The following is a 22,022-nucleotide window of genomic DNA, read 5'->3' on the forward strand; positions in this document are numbered from 1 at the left end:
CGAGGAGGGAGTACCACATGCCCCGCGCGTCCGGCCCGCTCGCCGAAGCCCTGGCCCACAGGACCGTGCTCCTGGACGGCGGGCTGAGCAACCAGCTCGCCGCCCAGGGCTGCGACCTGTCCGGCGTTCTGTGGACGGGCCGGGTGCTCGCCGAGCGGCCCGACCAGGTCGAGGCCGCCCACACGGCGTACGCGCGGGCCGGCGCCGAGGTGCTGATCACCGCGAGCTACCAGATCGGCTCCGGCCGCCCCGGGGCCGCCGAGCTGCTCCACCGCAGCGTGGACCTCGCCGCCCGAGCCGCCGAGGCCGCCGACCACGAGGTGTGGGTGGCCGCCTCCGTCGGCCCGTACGGAGCGGTCCTCGCGGACGGCTCCGAGTACCGCGGCCGGTACGGCCTGAGCGTGCGCGAGCTCGCCGACTTCCACCGCCCCCGCATCGAGGCCCTGCTCGCCGCGGGCCCCGACGTCCTGGCCCTGGAGACCCTCCCCGACCCGGCCGAGGCCGAGGCCCTGCTCACCGTCCTCGCGGAGACGGGCGCCCCGGCCTGGCTGAGCTACACCGTCGCCGGCGGCCGGACCCGATCCGGTGCCCCCCTCCCCGGGGCCTTCGCCCTCGCGGCCGCGGCGCCGCAGGTCATCGCGGTCGGCGTCAACTGCTGCGACCCGGCCGAGGTCCTGCCCGCCCTCGAAGCGGCGGCCGCCACCACCGGCAAGCCGCTCCTGGCCTACCCCAACGACGGATCGGTCTGGGACGCCGGTACCCGCACCTGGCAGTCCCCCCGGACCCCCGTCCCCTGGCCCACCGACGCCTGGCACCGCGCGGGCGCCCGCCTCATCGGCGGCTGCTGCCGCATCGGCCCCGAGCGGATCGCGGATCTGGCCGCCGGAAAATAGGGCGCAGCCAGGGCGGGTGAGCAGCAACAATCGGTCGTGTGTTCCTGACGATCTCCACCACCGGCTCCCCCGAACGACCCGCCACCGACCTGGGCTTTCTTCTGCACAAGCATCCCGGGAAGACGCAGGCGTTCTCCACCTCCCACGGCACCGCCCACGTGTTCTACCCCGAGGCCACGGCCCAGCTGTGCACGGCGGCCCTGCTGCTGGAGGTGGATCCCGTCGCGCTCGTGCGGCGCGGTCAGGGCAAGGGCCGGGGCGGAGCGCCCGACGCCGCGCTCGCGCAGTACGTCAACGACCGCCCGTACGCCGCCTCCTCGCTGCTCGCCGTCGCGCTGAGCGGGGTGTTCCGCAGTGCGCTGGGGGGCCGGTGCACCGCCCGGCCGGAACTGGCCGAGCAGGCCCGGCCGCTACGCGTCGAGATCCCGGTGCTGCCCGCGCGCGGCGGGCCGGAGCTGGTGCACCGGCTGTTCGACCCGCTCGGGTGGGACCTCGTGCAGGCCGAACCCGTACCGCTCGACGAACGGTTCCCCGAGTGGGGGGACTCCCGTTACGTGCGGCTCGTGCTGGAGGGCGAGCTGAAGCTCGCCGACGCCCTGCGCCAGCTGTACGTCCTGCTGCCCGTGCTCGACGACGCCAAGCACTACTGGGTCGCTCCCGACGAGGTCGACAAGCTGCTGCGCGCCGGAGACGGCTGGCTCGCCGCCCACCCCGAGAACGGACTGATCAGCTCGCGCTACCTCGCCCGCCACAAGCGGCTGACCCAGGACGCCCTGGAGCGGCTGGAGCTGGTCCGCCTCGCCGAGGCCGACGGCAGCGAGGTCGAGGAGCTCGACAACGCCGTGGACGAGAACCGCGACACGGAGGAGCGGCCCGTGCCGCTCGCCTTGCACCGGCGCGACGCGATCCTCGCCGCGCTGCGCACCGCCGGAGCCGCCCGCGTCCTCGACCTCGGCTGCGGACAGGGGCAGTTGGTCCAGGCGCTGCTCAAGGAGCCGGCGTACACCGAGATCGTCGGCATGGACGTGTCCGTGCGGGCCCTGAACCTGGCGGCCAAGCGGCTGCGGCTGGAGCGGATGGGGGAGCGGCAGAGCACGCGCGTCCGGCTGCTGCAGGGCTCCCTCGCCTACACCGACAAGCGGCTCGCCGGCTACGACGCCGCCGTGCTCAGCGAGGTCATCGAGCACCTGGACCCGGAGCGGCTGCCCGCGCTGGAGTACGCGGTGTTCGGCTCGGCCCGCCCCCGCACGGTCCTCGTCACCACCCCGAACGTCGAGTACAACGTCCGCTGGGAGTCCCTGCCCGCCGGGCACGTCCGCCACGGCGACCACCGCTTCGAGTGGACCCGCGCGGAGTTCCGCGCCTGGGCCGGCGAGGTCGCCCGGCGCCACGGGTACGGGGTCGAGTTCGTCCCCGTCGGGGACGACGACCCCGAGGTCGGACCGCCCACCCAGATGGCCGTCTTCACCGCCGCCGACCACACCACCCACACCGATCACACCACCAGCACCGGCCGTACCGACGGCACCGACCGCACCCCGAAGGAGGGCGAGGCGGCATGACCGGCACCGAGACCCACCGCGTACTTCCCGTCACCGATCTCTCCCTCGTCGTCCTGATCGGAGCCACCGGATCGGGCAAGTCCACCTTCGCCCGCAAGCACTTCAAGCCCACCGAGGTCATCTCCTCCGACTACTGCCGGGGCCTGGTCAGCGACGACGAGAACGACCAGAGCGCGAGCCGGGACGCCTTCGACGTCCTGCACTACATCGCCGGCAAGCGCCTCGCCGCCGGACGCCTCACCGTCGTCGACGCCACCAGCGTCCAGGCCGACGCCCGCCGTCAGCTGGTCCAGCTCGCCCGCGAGCACGACGTGCTGCCCATCGCCGTCGTCCTGGACATGCCCGAGGAGGTGTGCGCCGAGCGCAACGCCGCCCGCCCCGACCGGGCCGGCCTGCCCCGCGCCGTCATCCAGCGCCACCGCCGGGACCTGCGGCGCTCGCTGCGCGGTCTGGAGCGCGAGGGCTTCCGCAAGGTGCACGTGCTGCGCTCGGTCGAGGAGGCCGAGACGGCGGAGGTCGTCCTGGAGAAGCGGTTCAACGACCTCACCCACCTCACCGGCCCCTTCGACATCATCGGCGACATCCACGGCTGCGCCTCCGAGCTGGAGACCCTGCTCGCCGAGCTCGGCTACGCGGACGGGGCGCACCCCGAGGGCCGCACCGCCGTCTTCGTCGGCGACCTCGTCGACCGCGGGCCGGACAGCCCCGGCGTGCTGCGGCGCGTCATGGGCATGGTCAAGTCCGGCAACGCCCTGTGCGTGCCCGGGAACCACGAGAACAAGCTCGGCCGTTATCTGAAGGGCTCCAAGGTCCAGCAGACCCACGGACTGGCAGAGACCGTCGAGCAGCTGTCCCACGAGCCGGAGGAGTTCGTCCAGGAGGTGCGGGATTTCATCCGCGGCCTCGTCAGCCACTACGTCCTCGACGGCGGCAAGCTCGTGGTCTGCCACGCCGGCCTGCCCGAGAAGTACCACGGCCGCACCTCCGGCCGGGTCCGCTCGCACGCCCTGTACGGGGAGACCACCGGCGAGACGGACGAGTTCGGCCTGCCCGTGCGCTACCCGTGGGCCGAGGACTACCGCGGCAAGGCCGTGGTGGTCTACGGCCACACCCCGGTCCCGGACACGACCTGGATCAACAACACCATCTGCCTCGACACCGGCGCCGTCTTCGGCGGGAAGATGACCGCCCTGCGCTGGCCCGAGCGCGAACTGGTCGACGTACCGGCCGAGAAGGTCTGGTACGAGCCGGTCAAGCCGCTCGCCGCCGAGGCACCCGGGGGGCACGACGGCCGCCCGCTGGACCTGGCCGACGTGCACGGGCGCCGGATCGTCGAGACCCGGCACCTGGGCAACGTCACCGTGCGCGAGGAGAACGCGGCCGCGGCCCTGGAGGTCATGAGCCGCTTCGCGGTCGACCCGCGGCTGGTGCCGTACCTGCCGCCGACCATGGCGCCGACCGCCACCTCCCGCGAGGAGGCCCGCGACGGAGCCGCTGACGGGGGCTACCTGGAGCACCCGGCCGAGGCCTTCGCCCAGTACCGCAAGGACGGCATCGCCCAGGTGGTGTGCGAGGAGAAGCACATGGGCTCCCGCGCCACCGTCCTGGTCTGCAAGGACGCCGATGCGGCGCGCGAGCGCTTCGGCGTCGAGGGCCCGACCGGGTCCGTCTACACCCGCACCGGGCGGCCCTTCTTCAAGGACCCCGAGGTCACCGAGGAGGTCCTCACCCGGCTCCGCTCGGCGGTCACCGACGCCGGACTCTGGGAGGAGCTCGGTACGGACTGGCTGCTGCTCGACGGGGAACTGCTGCCCTGGTCCCTGAAGTCCGCCGGCCTGCTGCGCAACCAGTACGCCGCCGTGGGCGCGGCCTCGGGCGCCGTCTTCCCGGGCGCGATCGCCGCCCTGGAGGCGGCCGCCGCCCGGGGCATCGACACCGGCGAGCTGCTGGCGCGCCAGCGCGGCCGGGCCGACGACGCGGCCGCGTTCACCGACGCCTACCGGCGCTACTGCTGGACCACCGACGGGCTGGAGGGCGTACGGTTCGCGCCGTTCCAGCTGCTGGCGGCGGCCGGGCGGTCGCTGGCCGCGGTGCCCCACGACGAGCAGCTGTTCTGGCTGGACCGGCTCGTCGCCGCCGACGAGGCGGCGGGCACCGGGCTGCTGCGCCGCACCGGCCGGATCCTGGTGGACACCGCGGACGAGGACTCGGTACGGGCGGGCACCGACTGGTGGCTGGAGCTGACGGCCGCGGGCGGCGAGGGCATGGTCGTCAAGCCGCTCCAGGCGTACGCCCGCGACGGGAAGGGCCGCCTGGTCCAGCCCGGGATCAAGGTGCGCGGGCGCGAGTACCTGCGGATCATCTACGGTCCGGAGTACACGCGCCCCGACCACCTGGAGCGGCTGCGCGAGCGGTTCCTCGGCCACAAGCGCTCCCTCGCCCTGCGCGAGTACGCGCTCGGGCTGGAGGCGCTCGACCGGCTGGCGGCGGGGGAGCCGCTGTGGCGGGTGCACGAGGCCGTCTTCGCGGTGCTCGCCCTGGAGTCGGAGCCGGTCGACCCCCGGCTGTGAGATCCACCCGGGCGTGACCGGGGCGTAAAGCCAGGACCCCCGTACGGCCTCGAATTAGGTCGTATGGGGGAACTTTCCCGGAGAACTCCGGGAAACCCACCCGCGGGATCGTTCATCCAGGGCAGCGGAATGTCCGCGACCCTGGAAGGACGGAACGTCACCTATGAAGATGACCGCGCGCGGAAGCATTGCGGCACTCATGACCTGTATGGCCGCGGCCGGCGCGGCCACCCCGGCCGTGGCCGACTCGGTGCCGGTCGGTGTCCCGCTCGACGCCGTGAAGACCACGCTGGGGGTGGAGACCCCGAAGGTGGCGACCGGGGTGCCGGTGCCGACCGTGGGAGCGCCCGAGGCGCCCCGCTTCCACAGGGGGAACATGCTCCCCACCCCGCTGCTCCCGGCGGTCCCGATCGGCACCGAGCTCGGCAGCACCCTCGTCACCTCACCGGTGCCGAACCTGCTGGGCAAGCCGGAGACGGACGGCGAGGGCTCGCTGGAGTCACCGGCCACCGACCTGCTCGCCCGGACCCCCGGCGTGGTCGCCGGCGGTCTGCTGACGATGCCGGACGCCTCCAACTCCGGTGTGCCGAACGTGGGCCTGCCCGAACTGGGCCTGACCACCCCGGAACTGATCGGCGCCCCGACGGCGCTTCTCGGCCTCGGCACCCCCCGCTGAGCAGACGCCACGTCAAAGAGCCGCCCGGTCTGCGAACGTGTACGGCATGGGATTCCATGTCGACTCCGAGACCGGGCGGCTTCGCCGCGTCATCCTCCACCGGCCCGACCTGGAGCTGAAGCGGCTCACACCCAGCAACAAGGACGCGCTCCTCTTCGACGACGTGCTGTGGGTGCGCCGGGCCCGCCAGGAGCACGACGGCTTCGCGGACGTGCTGCGCGACCGGGGCGTGGAGGTCCACCTCTTCGGCGACCTGCTGTGCGAGGCCCTCGGCATCCCGGAGGCGAGACACCTCGTACTGGACCGGGTCTTCGACGAGAAGGAGTACGGGCCGCTCGCCACCGACCACCTCAGGTCGGCCTTCGACGGGCTGAGCTCAGCCGCCCTGGCCGAGGCGCTGGTCGGCGGGATGACCAAGCGGGAGTTCCTGGAGCGGCACACCGAGCCGGTGTCGGTGCGCTTCCACGCCATGGAACTGGACGACTTCCTGCTCGGCCCGATGCCCAACCACCTGTTCACCCGGGACACCTCCGCCTGGATCTACGACGGCGTGTCCATCAACGCGATGCGCTGGCCCGCACGGCAGCGCGAGACCGTCCACTTCGAGGCGATCTACAGGCACCATCCGCTCTTCACCGCCTCCGGCGCCTTCCACTACTGGTCGCAGGGCCAGGCCGACTACCCCTCGACCATCGAAGGCGGTGACGTGCTGGTCATCGGGAACGGCGCGGTGCTTATCGGGATGAGCGAGCGGACCACTCCGCAGGCGGTGGAGATGCTCGCGCGGGGTCTGTTCGCCGCCGGGTCGGCGACCTCCATCGTGGCCCTGGACATGCCGAAGCGGCGTGCCTTCATGCACCTGGACACGGTGATGACGATGGTCGACGGAGATACGTTCACCCAGTACGCCGGACTCGGCATGCTCCGCTCCTACACGATCGAGCCGGGTGACGGTCCGGGCGAGCTGAAGGTGACCGACCACCGGCCGGAGCACATGCACCGGGCCATCGCGGCGGCGCTCGGGCTGGACTCGATCCGGGTGCTGACCGCGACGCAGGACGTGCACTCGGCGGAGCGCGAGCAGTGGGACGACGGGTGCAACGTGCTGGCCGTGGAGCCGGGCGTGGTGGTCGCCTACGAGCGGAACGTGACGACCAACACCCATCTGCGCAAGGAGGGCATCGAGGTGATCGAGATTCCGGGCAGCGAGCTGGGGCGGGGCCGCGGCGGACCGCGCTGCATGAGCTGCCCGGTCGAGCGGGACGCGGTCTGAAGGCTTCGTCACATGCGGAGACAGGTCTGTATATCAATGCAGTGGATCGTATAGACTTCCAACATCCCCTGTCACCGTGATGCTGGAGCGACCCCATGGCCACCGACCTCGCCGGCCGCAGTTTTCTCAAGGAGCTCGACTTCACCGCCGCCGAGTTCCGCGGTCTGGTCGAGCTCGCCGCGGGCCTCAAGGCGGCCAAGAAGGCCGGGACCGAGCAGCCCTCGCTCCAGGGCAGGAACATCGCGCTGATCTTCGAGAAGACCTCGACGCGCACCCGCTGCGCCTTCGAGGTCGCCGCCGCGGACCAGGGGGCCCGCACCACCTACCTCGACCCCGCGGGCTCCCAGATGGGCCACAAGGAGTCGGTCAAGGACACGGCGCGGGTGCTCGGCCGGATGTTCGACGGGATCGAGTACCGGGGTGACAGCCAGGACACCGTCGAGGCGCTCGCCGCTCATGCGGGCGTGCCCGTCTTCAACGGCCTCACCGACGACTGGCACCCCACCCAGATGCTGGCCGACGTGCTCACCATGACCGAGCACACCGCCAAGCCGCTGGAGCGGATCTCCTTCGCCTACCTCGGCGACGCCCGCTTCAACATGGGCAACTCGTACCTCGTGACCGGCGCGCTGCTGGGCATGGACGTACGGATCGTCGCGCCGGAGGCCTACTGGCCGGCCGAGCCCGTGGTGGCCGCGGCACGCGAACTCGCGGAGCGCAGCGGCGCCCGGATCACGCTGACCGAGGAGATCGCCGAGGGTGTGACCCAGGCCGACTTCGTCCTGACCGACATCTGGGTGTCCATGGGGGAGCCCAAGGAGGTCTGGGACGAGCGGATCGCGGCCCTGTCCCCCTACGCGGTGACCATGGACGTGCTGCGCGCCACCGGAAACCCGGACGTGAAGTTCATGCACTGCCTTCCGGCCTTCCACGACCTCGGTACCGAGGTGGCGCGGGAGATCCACGAGCGCCACGGGCTGGATTCCCTGGAGGTGACGGACGAGGTGTTCGAGTCCGCCCACTCCCTCGTGTTCGACGAGGCCGAGAACCGGCTGCACACCATCAAGGCCGTGCTGGTCGCCACGCTCGGAAAGCCCCGGGTGTAGCCCTGCGCGCGGCCCCTCGCGCAGCCCCTCGCATAGTCATGCGCGGGCCGGTCGGGGCAGGGGAACAGCCGCGCGGAGGCGGCGGGTGCGGTGCCTTCTCGCCACCAACATGTCGCGCTTCTGTGACGGCAGTCACGATCTGGTGATACCGTCGATCGTGTGAGCCCCTTCACCGGTTCCACAGAAGCGACCGAACGGTGGCGCCACCTCCGGGTGACCCGGCAGGACGGCGTGGCCACCGTCACCTTCGACCGCCCCGACAAGCTGAACGCGCTCACCTTCGGCGCCTACGCCGACCTGCGCGACCTGCTGGCCGAACTGTCCCGTGAACGGTCCGTACGCGCCCTCGTGCTCGGCGGCGAGGGACGCGGCTTCTGCTCCGGCGGGGACGTGGACGAGATCATCGGCGCCACCCTCGCCATGGACACCGCCCAGCTCCTCGACTTCAACCGGATGACCGGCCAGGTCGTCCGCGCCATCCGCGAATGCCCCTTCCCGGTCATCGCCGCCGTGCACGGGGTCGCCGCCGGAGCCGGGGCCGTCCTCGCACTCGCCGCCGACTTCCGGATCGCCGACCCCAGCGCCCGCTTCGCGTTCCTCTTCACCCGCGTCGGCCTCTCCGGCGGCGACATGGGCGCCGCCTACCTGCTGCCCCGCGTCGTCGGCCTCGGCCACGCCACCCGGCTGCTGATGCTCGGAGAGCCCGTACGCGCCGCCGAGGCCGAACGGATCGGCCTGCTCAGCGAGCTCACCGAGGAGGGCAAGGCCCACGTACGGGCCGCCGAGCTCGCCGCGCACCTGGCCGCCGGCCCCGCCCTCGCCTACGCGCAGACCAAGGCGCTCCTCACCGCCGAGCTCGACATGCCCCTGGCCGCGTCCGTGGAGCTGGACGCCAACACCCAGGCCCTGCTGATGAACGGCCAGGACTACGCGGAGTTCCACGCGGCCTTCACCGGGAAACGGCCGCCCGCCTGGAAGGGCAGGTAGCCGGATGTCCAAGGGCGCCATGCGGGTCGCCGTCGTCGGCGGGGGACCGGGCGGGCTGTACGCCGCCGCGCTGCTGGCCCGGCAGGGCCACACCGTCGAGGTCTGGGAGAGGGGCGCGCCGGACGACACCTTCGGCTTCGGCGTGGTCCTCTCCGACGAGACCCTCGGCGGCATCGAGCAGGCCGACACCGTGGTCTACGAGGCCCTGAGCGCGGAGTTCGTGCGCTGGGACGACGTGGACATCGTGCACCGCGGCCGGCTGCTGACCTCCGGCGGCCACGGCTTCGCCGCCCTCGGGCGGAGCCGGCTGCTGGAGATCCTGCACGAGCGCTGCGCCGGGCTGGGCGTCCGGCTGCGCTTCCGTACCGGGGCGGTGGACGCCGCGGCGCTCGCGGCCTCCCACGACCTGGTGGTCGCGGCCGACGGGGTGCACAGCGCGACCCGCGAGGCCGGCGCCGCGCACTTCGGGCCGACCGTGACCGGCGGGCGGTGCCGGTACATCTGGCTCGCCGCCGACTTCGCCTTCGAGGCCTTCCGCTTCGAGATCGCGGAGACCGAGCACGGGGTGATGCAGCTGCACGCCTACCCCTACTCCGCGGACGCCTCCACGGTGATCGTGGAGATGCGGGAGGAGGTGTGGCGGGCGGCGGGCTTCGACCTGTGCGACGAGAACGAGTCGGCGGCCCGCTGCGCCAAGATCTTCAGCGAGGCCCTGCGGGGCCGGCCCCTGCACGGCAACCGCTCGGCCTGGACCCGGTTCCGTACGGTGGTCAACGAACGCTGGTCGCACGGAAACGTGGCGCTGCTCGGCGACGCCGCGCACACCGCCCACTTCTCCATCGGGTCCGGCACCAAGCTGGCCGTCGAGGACGCCCTCGCGCTCGCCGAAGCCGTCCGCGCCGAGCCCGGCGTACCCGCCGCGCTCGCGGCGTACGAGGCCGCGCGGCGGCCGGCCGTGGCCAGCACCCAGCGGGCGGCGGCCGCCAGCATGCGCTGGTTCGAGGAGGCCGCCGGATACGTGGGCCAGCCCGCCCGGCAGTTCGCCTTCAACCTGCTCACGCGCAGCCGCCGGGTCACCCACGACAACCTGCGGATGCGCGACGACCGGTTCACCCGGGCCGTGGAACGGGACTTCGGCTGCCCGGACGAGCGGACCCCGCCCATGTTCACCCCGTTCACCCTGCGCGGGCTGACCCTGCGCAACCGGGTCGTGGTCTCACCGATGGACATGTACTCGGCCGAGGAGGGCGTCCCCGGCGACTTCCACCTCGTGCACCTGGGCGCGCGGGCGCTCGGCGGGGCCGGGCTGGTCATGACGGAGATGGTCTGCGTCAGCGCCGAGGGCCGGATCACCCCCGGTTGCACCGGCCTGTACACGCAGGAACAGGCAACCGCCTGGCGGCGGATCACCGACTTCGTGCACACCTCCGCGCCCGGTACCGCGCTCGGCGTCCAGCTCGGGCACTCGGGGCGCAAGGGAGCCACGCGCGTGATGTGGGAGGGCATGGACGACCCCCTCCCCGAGGGCGGCTGGCCGCTGGCGGCCGCCTCGGCGCTGCCCTACCGGCCGGGTGTCTCGGCCGTCCCCCGCGCCCTCACGGAGCACGACCTGGCAGCCGTCCGCTCGGACTTCGCGGACGCCGCGGTCCGCGCCGCCGACTGCGGCTTCGACCTGCTCGAACTGCACTGTGCCCACGGCTACCTGCTCTCCGGGTTCCTCTCGCCGCTGACCAACCGGCGTGACGACGCCTACGGCGGCTCCCTGGAGAACCGGCTGCGCTTCCCGCTGGAGGTCTTCGACGCGGTCCGCGCCGTGTGGCCCGAGGACCGCCCGATGACGGTCCGCCTCTCGGCCACCGACTGGGCGCCGGGCGGCACCTCCCCGCAGGAGGCGGTGGACATCGCGGCCGCCTTCGCCGCGCACGGCGCGGACGCCGTCGACGTCTCGACCGGGCAGGTCGTCGCGGACGAGGCCCCAGAGTACGGGCGCTCGTACCAGACCCCGTACGCCGACCGGATCCGCAACGCGCTCGGCGTCCCCGTCATCGCCGTCGGGGCCATCTCCTCCTGGGACGACGTGAACTCGCTGCTGCTGGCCGGGCGCGCGGACCTCTGCGCCATCGGCCGCCCCCACCTGTACGACCCCCACTGGACCCTGCACGCGGCCGCCGACCAGTCCTACGAGGGCCCGGCCGCCCCCTGGCCCCCGCCCTACCGGGCGGGCAGCCGCACACCGCCGACGGGCCGCGGCTGAGGCCCGGGCGGCGACGGCCTGGCTCACCCGCTCCGGGCTCGACTCGCTCCGGCTCACGCCCGACGAACTCGCCGGTGAACACGGCCGAGTCAGAGCCCGCCGACTGCTCGAGACCCCCGCCTGGAGCCCCTTCTTCAAAGGCTTCGAGCCCTACCACAAGCTCCTGAACACGATCCAGAGCACTGTCGCCCACCGCAGCGCCATCCTGACCTTCCCCTACGACTGGGAGTGCGACGCCGTCGCCCTGGCTTACGCCAGCCGGTGCCGCTACCGCCGCGCGCAGCGCGGGCACGCCCGTAGCACGGGTCATGTCGGGAGCCGTCGCCAGGGGATGAGCCGGTGAGGTCGCTCGCCCTCGTAGGCCAGGTCGACGTCCGGACCGCGAGAATCGTCCGGCGAGTACCCCACCGCGGGCCCGGACACAGCGTCAGGACCCTCATCGCGCAGAGAGCCACTGATCAGTCCATGGCCGCGCTCGCAGGGCTGGTGGATCGGTGGTTTGGCGCTGGCCGGGCGCGCGGTGCCGGCAACGTCGCGCCTCCGGCAGTCTGCCTCTTCGGACAGACCCAACCGGGACGGGGGGCGGTCAGGCCGACAGGCCCGGCCTGCGGGGAGCGGTTGGCGGGGGTGTGGCCACGCGCGGCGTCGGCGCTGTGGCCGGGGGGAGCCTCGGGGTTCCCTGGCCGGGGGCGGTCCCGGGCTGGGTGGTCGCCGACAGCCGTGCGGAGTGGGTCCCGGCCGCCTGCGCCAGGCTGTGCAGGGCCTTGACGTCTTCGGGGGCGAAGCGTCCCGCCGCGACGGCGGCGGCCACCGCAGCGTCGGCCCGCTCGGCGACGGCTCCGTATGGCCCTGCGGCCGGGCCAGGCCCCTCGGGCAGGTCGTGCGGGGGCAGCTGCTGCCAGGCTTCGCGGAGGGCACTGATCCGTGGATGGTCCGAGTCGGCCAGCTGCCGGCCCATGTCCGTCCCGATCCAGGCCTGGAAGGAGCGGGTGACGTCTTCGGCTGCGTGCACGGCCTCCTTGGGCGTGGTGTACGCGGGGGGTGCGGAGGTACCTGCGAGCCGCGTGGCCGGAGCGGCGTCGCCATCGGCGCTCGGCCCTTCGCTCAATCCCTGCTGCCGGGGTGGCCGTCCATCGAAGGATGTGACGGCCGGTGCTGTGGCCGGGCCATCCTGGCGGCGTTCGGCCGCTCGGTGTCTGGCGAGGTGGGAGCCCTGAAGGGCTGTGGCCATGAAGCCGGAGGAAACGTTTCCGCTCTCCGGCGGGGCCACCTTCCCGTCGAGGACGGCAAGCTGCGCCATGACGTCGCGGCTGAAGACGTTGCCGGGCAGCATGCGGGAGGCGGCGCCTGTCACATCGACCGTGTGCTGCCGCCCCTGCGCCTCGAACTCCAGCCGGTAGCCCAGGTACTGGCGGTCACCGTCGAAGACCAGTTCCCCGCGGACCTCGCCGCCCGCGGAGCGCACCGAAGCCTCCATCGAGTCCAGGGCATGAGGGAGGCGGGAAACGCGGCCGAGGCACGCCAGGTACGCGTCGCCCTCGATTCCGAAGGACTCTCCCGCGCTGTCGAGGGCCTCCAGGCGGACTCGACCGTCGGGGGCGGTCACCATGCCGATCGCCCCGAGGTAGCGCCCGTTGAACGTCACGAGCCGGCCGTCGCCGCCGTACTCGGCGTCGTGTTCGCGGCGCAGCGCCGTGTACTGGGCGTCGTTGTGGAGCACGAACGGCGCGTCCTTGCCGACCATGAAGACCCTGGCGTCCGGGTTGGCCTGGAGGATGATCTCCGCGTTGGCGATGGCGGCGCCGCCGACTCCGGCGATGACCCAGTCCTTGGCGACGAAGGGGTCGTAGTCGCCGTCCCCGACTTCGTCACCCATGAGGACGCGGCCGGGCGCGACGGCTCGGGCCTGCTCCCACGCCGCGGTCGCCCGCAGGGTCTCGGTCGCGCTCTCGACGCGCGTGTCCTCGGAGGCCCTCAGGGCCTCGGAGACCTGCCGGTCGGCAAGCACGTCCAGGGTCGCTGCGGCGTGGCCCTCGCCCCCGGGCAGCGCAAGGAGCCGGTCACGGGCCGCGGCGGCGTCCGGCGTGCCCGCCGCGGTGAGGGACTCCGCGAGAACGTCGGCCGCCTCCCGTACGGTCGGCACCTGCCGGTTGGCGCCCGGAACGATCTCGGGCGGAATGCCGGTGGCGAGCAGCGGGGAGCCCTGGACCTCGACCTTCACCGGGGGAGAGCCGTCGGCCGGGATGATCTCGGCGATCAGGCGGCCCTCGGCGCCGATGCTCAGCTCCGCCCTGCCGTCGATGAGGGGGCCGCGCACCGCAGCGGTGTCCTCCCACAGCTGGAGCGCGGGAAGGGGCACACGCTCCTGCGGACCCGCGAACTGGTACGGGTCGCCCATGCCGCTCTGGCGCAGGTGGCGTACCTGGTCGGCTGATTGGACGATCGCCTCGATGGGGTCGACGTGCCAGCGTCCCCGCGCATCCACGAGCAGGACGTCGGGGTCGCGCCCGGCGAGCGCGGCGCCGCCGCCGATCATGATCTCGAACTCCGGGTGCCGGCCTGCGGGCAGGGCCGCCTGCCGCGCACGCAGTTCGGCGAGCGTCCGGCTACTGAGGTCGGTCCGCTGCCGGGCGGCCTCGGCGGCCGTCTGTACCAGTTCCTCACGCGGTACAGGAGTCCCGTCCGGCCGCAGTCCGGGCATGGGGAACTCGCCCAGGGCCTGCGGAGCCTGCACCCGGGCGGCGCGCGCCGCCCGCGCTCCGGCCAGTGCCGCCGCGTCGGCTGCGTGCAGTCGCTCGACGGGCAGGGCGAGTTCTGCCATCGCGTCACGCGCCTCCTCCCGCAGGCGCGAGCGCACGATCTTCAGGCGTACGTCAGCCGCGTACGCCTCGGCGGCGTGGCTCTGCGCGTCATCGGCCGGCGCCCCCGGCCTGAGCCCCGACTCGTCGACGAGGATCGAGAACCGGTCGCGGGCCTCCTGCCGTTCCGGGGCCGGAAGCCCCGCCTCGTTCATCCGGCCCGCCAGGTAGTCGAATTCGCCCACACGGCCCAAGTCCGCGTCGGACAACTCCAGATGCGCGGGCAGTGCGGCACCGGTTGCCAGAAGGTCTTCCAGCGGTGCCTGTCCTTCGGCTGCAGACCGCTGCCGTACGGCGAGCAGCTCGCCCACTTCGCGGGACAGCAGCTGTCCGGCCTCCTCCGGCGGCAGCGTGTCGGCGAGCTGGACGACGTACCGGTCGGTGGTCGTGTTGGTGAAGGTGCGCGCCACCAGCGGCTGCGGCAGCGCCGCCGTGTCCAGGCGCAGCTCGATCCGCTGCCCGGCGGGGTCGCTGAGGAGGAAGAAGCGCCGCCCGTCCTGCTCGGTCATGGAGCCGCCGCGCAGCCGGTCGGAGTAGAGCTGCCGAAGCACCATCGGCAACGCGGCCTCCGCTTCGGCGAGCAGCCGTCCCTCGCCGATGTGCAGGTCCACTGACATTCCCCCGTTTGACGTGCCGATTCCCGTATGATCATGACATGTTGATCGCTCGTTCGGCGCAGGAAGCGCACCTCTACATGGATCTTCACGCCTGTGTATGCGGCGCGACGCAGTTCGCCCGGGAGCACCGGCTGGAGGACCGCGAGGGGGTCCTGGTCAGCGTGTACGAGGGGGTCTGCCCCCAATGCGGTCGTACGCGCTCCTACGCGTTCACGATCTCCGGCGACCGGCCTCCGGCGCCCCCGGCGTTTGGCGGTCCCGAGCCTTCGCAGATCATCGACCCCGGCGAGTTCCTGTGGGTCAGTGACCGAATGTCGACCGAGTCGGGGCTGAGGCTGCTGAACACCCCGGCGGCCGAACACCGCGAGATCCGTCCGGCCGCCGCGTACGGGACCGCCGCGCTCGAGGAGGTCGCCAAGTTCCTGCCGGAGGACGCCGACCGGATCCCGGAGGACCGCTTCACGTCCGAGCGGGGACGGGAGATGTACGCGAAGGACCCGTCACGGTTCACGCGCAAGGACATCGACGCCGCGCTGGAGCTGGACCGGAAGGTCCTTGCCGGCATCGACCGGTACAGCCCGCCTCAGAGCTGAGAGCGCAGCCAAGGGTGCGGCCCCGGTAGCAGAGGGCCGCGCCTCGGCGTTGGCTGGCAGGCTCAGGCCCTGAGGTCCAGCAGCAGGGCCATCAAGCCCACCAGCGTCGCGCTGCTGACGATCTCCCGTCGGGCGATCATGCCGGGGATGTCGGTCAGCGGGATCCATTCCAGCCGGTCCGACTCGTTGCGTTCGGTGGGCTCGCCGATACGACGAACCCCGTCCGCGCGGAACACGAAGTGCCGACTGTCGGTGATCCCGGCCGCCGGCTGTGCGTGGATCAGCGCACTTACGGCCTGCGGACGCCACCCGGTCTCCTCCTCCAGCTCCCGGGCCGCGGCAATCTCAGGGCTTTCACCGTCCTCGACCAGACCCATGGGCAGCTCCCAGGCCCAGGTGTCTGTGACGAAGCGGTGGCGCCACATCATCAGCACGCGCTGCTGCTCGTCGACGGCCGCCGCGACGGCGAGGTCCCGCAGCCGTACGACGTGGTAGTCGGTGCGGGCGCCGTCCGGCTGCTCCACGTCCAGCGAACGCAGCCGCACCCAGGGGGTGTCGTAGAGCGTGCGCTCGCCGTGAACGGTCCATCGCATGTCGTGCCTGCTCTCAGTGATTATCGGGTCGGACATCGGTGTGCCGCGGTCTCGGGCCCGCACTCCTGAGGCCACGGTGGACATGGGGGAGCCCCGGCGTCGCCGCCGGGGCTCCCCCATGTCCTTTCATCGAGGGCAGCCGTATCACCGCCCTGATGTTTGTGGCTCAACCGGTCTTGCGGGCCTGGGCCAGCCCGGCCGGGTCGATCGCGAACGGGAACGGCTCCTCGACCAGGGTGACGACGCCCGGAAGGGCGGTCGCGGTCTCCACGTAGCGGCCGTCTTCCAGGACACAGCAGATCAGCCGGGGCGCCGGGTCGAACTCCAGGCGCCAGTAGTGCGGGATCCCGGCCTCGGCGTACAGCAGGGGCTTGACCTTGCGGTCCATGGGCTTGTTGCCGGGGGAGACCAGCTCCACGACCAGCTGGACGGCCTCGGCATCGATGCTGACGCCGTCCTCGGCGGTGGCGCCGGCGTCGGCGACGACGATGTCAGGCACGACGAGTCCCGACGGGAGCGTCACGTTGATCGCTTCCAGCACCTCGACCGCGGCGCCGGCGGCCTCGGCGGCCGCGTCCAGTGCCACGTGGAGGCGGAAGCCGGCCCGCTGGTGGCGCAGGCCCGGAGCCGGGGACATCACGAGTGATTCCCCCAGAAGCTCGTAGCGACGGGTGCGGTCCTCTGGCAGGGCCAGGACGTCGGCGACGGTCCAGGGCCCGTGGTGCTGGGCAATGCTGGCAACGCTCATTCCCTTCACCTCCTCATCGCGCGGCACTGACAGTGTGGCGCGGCACGGCGGCCGGTGTCTCATCACAGACGGCGATCTCTGTACCGGTGCTTGCGCGGCGGAACCGGGTGCAGACCGGTCCCCTTGCGAGACGGTCCCCCCGAATCCATGAAAAGCGCTGGTCAGCGAACCCGCTGCGCCAGTGAGGGCGTCGCCATGTCGTGTCTGCGACTCTGGTGGAACTGCGCCGAGACCGTGATCGGCAACCGCAATAGCCGTCCCGCGTGAAGCGAGATCTCCATGTGGGGCCGGGCCGCCCGGGCCCGGCCCCACATCTACCGGGCCCGGCCCCACATGGAGGCGTGCTCACACGGCCATGCGCTCGTCCGTTTCGAACAGCCGCATCTCCTGCTTGTTCAGGATGAGCTGGACGGCATGGGAGCCGCCGCCCCGGCCGACCTTCCAGAGCGCGCGGCCCCGCTGCGCCGCGCCCCAGGAGCCGATCAGTTCGCATTCCGCGTCGGTGAGGCCGATCGCCTCGCGCGTCATGGCCAGCGGCCGGGTGTCCTGGGCGAGCTGTACCCGGGTCTCGCACGAGGCGATGAGGTCCCGGGCGATGGCGACTTCCTGGGAGCCGGCCGCGCCGACCCCCTCGAAGTCGGAGAGACGGTGGGTGGCGAGGATCTGGATCGTGCCGGTCGCGCGGCTGAGCCGCAGGTCCGCGTCGATCTTCTTGACCATGGCCGCGCCGCCGGCCCTCATCTGGCGCCACAGCTCGTCCCGTACCACGACCCACGGCCGCTGGCCGGGCCGGTCGATGGCCGACTGCGCCCAGGAGGAGACGCACGACAGGACCATCGCCACGGTCTCGTCGCCGTACGCGGCCAGCGCGCTGATGTCCACGGACTGGATCGGCGCGTCCCAGTCCAGCGAGATGGAGGTCTCCTGGTCGAAAAGACCGCCCAGGTGCCCGGTCACCATGCCGCCGAGGGCGGACCGGATGGACGCCATGGACTCCCGGGCCCGCTGGATGTCGCCGTCCCGCACGCGCAGTTCGCGCGCCATCATGTCGGTCGGGTCGCGCAGCTTGTCGTAGACGAGGGGCAGCGTCGGTGTGCGCAGGGTGGTGGTCCCGTACAGCTCGCCGGTCAGGTCCCGCACCGCCACGTCCAGGGCTTCCTCCTCCTGGGGCTGGAGTGCGCGTCGCAGCTGCAGTTCCAGCAGCGCCTGGAGGAGGGTCAGCCGGCGCCGGTGGATCTCCGTCAGCCGAGCCTTGAGCACGGCAGGGTCGGTGATCGAGCCCAGGTCGGCGCCGAGGGGGCCGGCGTCGAGGGGGTTGAGGCGGCCGGGCAGGCCGGGCCCCAGCCGCACCGGTTCGACCCCCAGGTGACGGCACAGCTGCCCGTACTCGCCCTTCACGTCCCCGGCGATGAGGGCTCTGCTGCCGAAGGGCATGAGCCGGTAGACGAGTGCCTTGACGTGCGCGGACTTCCCGCTTCCGGGGACGCCGGTGATGATCATGTTGGGGTTGGTGACCAGCCCCGCCGACACCCACACCGCCGGGTGCGCGGAGAACGCCCCGGTGGTGAGGGTGTTCTGCCCGATGTACGCGCCTACGGGAGGCAGGGACGCGGCGTGCAGGAACGGGAAGGCCCCTGCCGCCGAGGTGGTGGTGGCACGGACGACCTCCCCGCGCGGCAGGGACGCGGCCCGCCCTGCGTAGGGCCCCTTCCACCCCTTCTTGGGCGCCACCCGCATCACCGAGTCGGCGTCCTCCAGCAGCCGGGCCTGCTGCCGCTCCCGCGCGCTGAGCTGTACGGGTACCCGGGCCGCCGGGGCACGGCCGATGCCCGCGGCCTCCCCGAGGCCGTCGCCCGCGAGGTCTGTGTCCGCGCCCGTCCGGCGCCGGAACAGGCCCATCAGAACGCGCCCCGGCGGTCGGGCAGGCCCTGGCCGAGGGGGAGGGCGCCCGCGGCGAATCCGGTGTCCTGCGTGCCCCACATGCGGCGCACTTCCAGGTTCGCGGCGGCCGCGTCCGCCTGGAGCTCCGCGCAGGCGGTTTCCAGCTCGTCGTGGTCGGTCACCGTCACGGAGAGGATGGCGGTCATCCGCACCACACCCTGGCCGGCTGCCCGCGCGGCGTCCTGCGTACGGGCGACAACCTCCGCGCGCCTCTCGTCCTCGGACTCGTCCCGGCCGGTCTTGGCCCGGAGCTTGCGGGCCGCGTTGCGCTTGGTGGTCTCCTTGGCCAGCTCCGTACGGGCCCGCCGGGGGCCGAGGGGCTCGTACACCAGCGACATGGCACGCCGGGCGTTGGCCCGGGGCCGCAGCAGGGGCTGCAGCACGGTCGCGTACACCTGGCTCTGGGGCCAGGTGCGGACCTGGTAGGAGACCGTCCACGCCCCGTCGTGCTGGTAGGTGCCCATGCCGGTCTCCGCGTACGCGGGGCCGGCGAGGGCCGGTTCGACTCCGGGTTCCACCCCCTGCCAGCCTTCGATACCGGCGGCGGCCTTGCGGGTGGCCAGCATGACCTGTGCGTCCGGGTCGTAGGCGGTGCGGATGGTCTCCGCGACGCCGCGGGGGCTCAGCCATTCGGTGACCTGCAGGCTGGCGCTGGACAGGGCCTGGCCCATGGCCGCGATCTCGCGGACGAGGACGGCGGCCGCGCCGATCTGCCCGCCGCCGGCGCCCTTGACGGCGAGGCGGGCGCGGCCCGCGGAGAGCGTCACCGACAGGTACGTCTCACGGGCCGAGGCCGAAGGGCCTGCGCCCTCCATGACGTCCGTGAGCGAGGCGACCGCCGCGGGCGGCGCGTCCGGGCTGATGTGCCGGGCAGTCCAGGACATCAGGGCCGCACCGTCGTCGGGCAGGACGCGCTGGTGCACGCTCAGCCGTGTGATGGGCGAGTCCTCCGTGCAGTACGTGCGCAGCAGTGCGGCCCATCCGGCCACTCGTGCCGCCTGCTTGCCGGTGTCGATGAGCGCCAGCCCCGGGTAGGAGACCCGGGCGACGGCGGTGTAGGTCCCCGCGATCGGGTCGTGGACGACGCCGAGCTGTCCGCCCAGGCCGTCCGGGGCTTGCAGGATGCGCAGCCGGGCGAGGGTGCCCGGCAGGTCCATCGGCTGTTCGCCCGTCTGCTTGTTGTGGGGCGCGGACGCCCCGCTCATGAACAGGTTGCGCTTGGTTGCCACGGCGATTTGGTGCCTTACTGCGAGGAGTATCCACTCGTCTGCGGACAGGCCCATGACCCTGCCCAGGGCGAGGGCCACGAGAATCAGGCTGGTGGGGATGCACAGGGCCGCCGCCGTCCAGCTGGCCAGGTTGAGCGGGACGAGCAGCAGCAGGGACGCCACCGCGATCAGCGCGAAGCCTGTCCCGGACATGTGCCCGAACCACCCGGACCGCTCCGACTGCCAGCCGCCGTACGAGGTCGGTGAAGTCTGGGACATTTACGGCTCCGTGGGGAACGTGGACGGATCGGCCATCTCAGTCTTTTCGAACGGACTCGTCCTGGCCGCGGGCTTGGGAGGCTCCGGCGGTACGACGACGAATCCGGCTTCCAGTGGCGGCGCCTCGGGTTCGGCCGCGGGGCGGGGTTTGCGCTGGGCGTACACGGCGTGCCGGCCACCCGGGGCTCCGTGGCCCAGGCCCGCGTTCGCGGCGGTGTTGGCCATGCCGGACTCCGCGGTGTCCTTGGCGACAGCCGCGACCTGCAGACCGACTGCGGCCACCGAGGCAGCGCCCGCGAACACGCCCTTCTTCGCCGCACCGCCTGCGGCACCCGCAGCCCCACCGGACGGGCCGACCGCGGACGGCGCAGCCTCGCTTTCGAGAGCCTTGGTGTAGCCGCTTCCGCCGCCCACCGAGCCCGCGCCGTCGCCGCGGGCGGACCCGGAGGCCGAGGATCCGGCCGAGCTCATGAGGCCGGAGAACGCGGAAGACCCCTCACCGTTGGTCGTGAAGGTCATGAATTTGGCCAGGGCGGGCCAGCTGAAGCAGGCCAGCAGGAAGATGAGCAGGCCGACGATCATGTTCTGCACGCCGGAGGATTCGCCCAGCGCGAAGAAGCCGATACTGAAGCAGAGGATGATCACCGGCTTCATCATGATCAACGTGATCAGTGCGTTGCGGGCCTTGGGCCACCACTCGGTGGTGGTCTCGCTGATCTGCCCGGCCAGCGTGATCGGCATCGTGACGCACAGGATCATGATTCCGGCCTGCCGCAGCAGCAGTTCGAGCCACAGCGCGCCAATGGCCAGAATGCAGATGATGCCCACAACGATGACGACCCCGACAGCGGCGCTCTCCATGGTTGCCCCGGAGATCAGCACAGCGCTGGCCGTGGCACCGCCGCCCCCGCCTGCAATCAGACCGCCGAACATCTTCCCGAACTGCTCTTGCATCGCCGCAGTAGCCGCATCAGACCCTTCACCGCCATTGGTGAACGTGTAATTGATGATCCACGTACTGATCTCGTCACTCAGACCGAGGGCCGCCTGCGTGAACACGATGTAGACGGGGGTGATCGCAGCCCATTTGGCCAGCCCCCCAATGGCGGTACCGGCAGCTTCGCCACGCTGGGAGATGGCAGTCTTTGCGAACTGGAGGATCAGCAGGAAGGCCGCGAGCATCGCGGAAATGGTCGTGGCGATAGCCAGCGGCTTACTGATCCCGGTGTCCCCCAGTTTGATCGTGGAGGACTGGTTAAACAGTTGGGCGAACTCATGCAGCAGCCACACCACGGACTTCCCGAGGTAGTTGGCTGCTTCCTTCAGTGCATCGGACGCGAATTCGCTGAACTTTCCGGCCACCCAAGCGCTCAGGCTCGGTCCCGGTGGCGGGTATTCTCCCTCCCACTGCTTCTGGCAGACAGAGAAGGGTTTCCCACCCTCAACGCATTTGGTGAGTTCCTCGTTCAGCTTGTCCCAGTGCTCCCAGCCTTTCGTGTCCTGAGTTTTCTTCCTCCACTCTTCCAGTCTCTTCTTTTCGAATTCTTTCTGGTCTTCTGGTGTCCCGCAGTCGCGGCTCGCGTTTCCGTCAGCGCCTTCGCAGACTTTGGGCCCTCCACCCGTGCCGCCATCCGGCAAAGCGCAAATAGAAGAGTCGTTGATGGCATCCAGCAGGCAATATTTCCCGTTGGTGTCAACACCGATGTTCCACCCGCCCTCAGCGAAATCCTTCGGAACCGGGTCGGGTGGTCCCACCTTGGAGTGGTATTTCGGGTCGTCAGCAGCCAGTGCCGGCGCGGAGGCCGCCCCGAGCGCGCAGAGCAGGACAGCCACTAGCACCAGCAGGCCGCGGGTGAGGAACCCT

At 71.9% G+C, this 22,022-nt stretch carries 15 protein-coding genes; 9 read left to right on the forward strand and 6 right to left on the reverse strand.

Annotation, left to right across the window (positions count from 1 at the left end; all coding sequences use genetic code 11):
- Window positions 1-17: 17 nt before the first annotated feature.
- The 8 genes from mmuM (at window position 18) to OG429_RS28910 (ending at window position 11,321) form a co-directional block, all read left to right on the forward strand.
- Window positions 18-893, forward strand: coding sequence for a homocysteine S-methyltransferase (gene mmuM, locus OG429_RS28875; RefSeq protein ID WP_328928158.1), 876 nt, complete (start codon window positions 18-20; stop codon window positions 891-893).
- Between the two features lie 38 nt (window positions 894-931).
- A complete protein-coding gene (locus OG429_RS28880) occupies window positions 932-2,455 on the forward strand; it encodes a 3' terminal RNA ribose 2'-O-methyltransferase Hen1 (RefSeq protein WP_328928159.1) in 1,524 nt (507 codons plus the stop codon).
- Window positions 2,452-5,025: a polynucleotide kinase-phosphatase gene (locus OG429_RS28885; RefSeq protein ID WP_328928160.1), complete on the forward strand. Its 2,574-nt coding sequence runs from the start codon at window positions 2,452-2,454 to the stop codon at window positions 5,023-5,025. The genes OG429_RS28880 and OG429_RS28885 overlap by 4 nt, the downstream gene beginning before the upstream one ends.
- A gap of 163 nt (window positions 5,026-5,188) precedes the next feature.
- On the forward strand, window positions 5,189-5,701 hold the full coding sequence (locus tag OG429_RS28890; protein ID WP_328928161.1) for a hypothetical protein: 513 nt from the start codon (window positions 5,189-5,191) through the stop codon (window positions 5,699-5,701).
- Between the two features lie 46 nt (window positions 5,702-5,747).
- Entirely contained in the window at window positions 5,748-6,974 is a 1,227-nt protein-coding gene (locus tag OG429_RS28895) for an arginine deiminase (protein WP_328928162.1), read from the forward strand.
- Window positions 6,975-7,069: 95 nt separating this feature from the next.
- The gene (gene argF / locus OG429_RS28900) at window positions 7,070-8,080 is read left to right on the forward strand and encodes an ornithine carbamoyltransferase (protein ID WP_328928163.1); all 1,011 of its coding nucleotides are present in this window, start codon (window positions 7,070-7,072) and stop codon (window positions 8,078-8,080) included.
- A 159-nt stretch (window positions 8,081-8,239) separates the two neighbouring features.
- Window positions 8,240-9,067, forward strand: coding sequence for an enoyl-CoA hydratase family protein (locus OG429_RS28905; RefSeq protein ID WP_328928164.1), 828 nt, complete (start codon window positions 8,240-8,242; stop codon window positions 9,065-9,067).
- 4 nt (window positions 9,068-9,071) lie between these two features.
- Window positions 9,072-11,321 (forward strand): bifunctional salicylyl-CoA 5-hydroxylase/oxidoreductase, encoded by a 2,250-nt coding sequence (locus OG429_RS28910; protein WP_328928165.1) that lies wholly within the window; start codon window positions 9,072-9,074, stop codon window positions 11,319-11,321.
- A 586-nt stretch (window positions 11,322-11,907) separates the two neighbouring features.
- Here OG429_RS28910 and OG429_RS28915 read toward each other — a convergent pair.
- The gene (locus OG429_RS28915) at window positions 11,908-14,790 is read right to left on the reverse strand and encodes a hypothetical protein (RefSeq protein WP_328928166.1); all 2,883 of its coding nucleotides are present in this window, start codon (window positions 14,788-14,790) and stop codon (window positions 11,908-11,910) included.
- Between the two features lie 44 nt (window positions 14,791-14,834).
- Between OG429_RS28915 and OG429_RS28920 the strand changes: the two genes are divergently transcribed.
- Complete coding sequence (locus tag OG429_RS28920) at window positions 14,835-15,389, forward strand: hypothetical protein (protein WP_328928167.1); 555 nt, start codon at window positions 14,835-14,837, stop codon at window positions 15,387-15,389.
- Between the two features lie 62 nt (window positions 15,390-15,451).
- On the opposite strand, the gene OG429_RS28925 is transcribed toward OG429_RS28920, so the two are convergent.
- The 5 genes from OG429_RS28925 to OG429_RS28945 form a co-directional block, all read right to left on the reverse strand.
- Window positions 15,452-15,982 carry an NUDIX hydrolase gene (locus OG429_RS28925; protein ID WP_328928168.1) on the reverse strand — a complete coding sequence of 177 codons (531 nt, stop codon included), beginning with the start codon at window positions 15,980-15,982 and terminating at the stop codon, window positions 15,452-15,454.
- A 166-nt stretch (window positions 15,983-16,148) separates the two neighbouring features.
- Window positions 16,149-16,730, reverse strand: coding sequence for a Uma2 family endonuclease (locus tag OG429_RS28930; protein ID WP_328928169.1), 582 nt, complete (start codon window positions 16,728-16,730; stop codon window positions 16,149-16,151).
- 345 nt (window positions 16,731-17,075) lie between these two features.
- Complete coding sequence (locus OG429_RS28935) at window positions 17,076-18,629, reverse strand: type VI secretion protein (protein WP_328928170.1); 1,554 nt, start codon at window positions 18,627-18,629, stop codon at window positions 17,076-17,078.
- Complete coding sequence (locus OG429_RS28940) at window positions 18,629-20,158, reverse strand: SCO6880 family protein (protein ID WP_328928171.1); 1,530 nt, start codon at window positions 20,156-20,158, stop codon at window positions 18,629-18,631. Before OG429_RS28940 ends, OG429_RS28935 begins: the two co-directional genes overlap by 1 nt.
- On the reverse strand, window positions 20,159-21,991 hold the full coding sequence (locus tag OG429_RS28945) for a hypothetical protein (protein ID WP_328928172.1): 1,833 nt from the start codon (window positions 21,989-21,991) through the stop codon (window positions 20,159-20,161).
- Window positions 21,992-22,022: the final 31 nt, after the last annotated feature.

It is taken from the genome of Streptomyces sp. NBC_00190 (assembly GCF_036203305.1).
GTDB lineage: Bacteria > Actinomycetota > Actinomycetes > Streptomycetales > Streptomycetaceae > Streptomyces.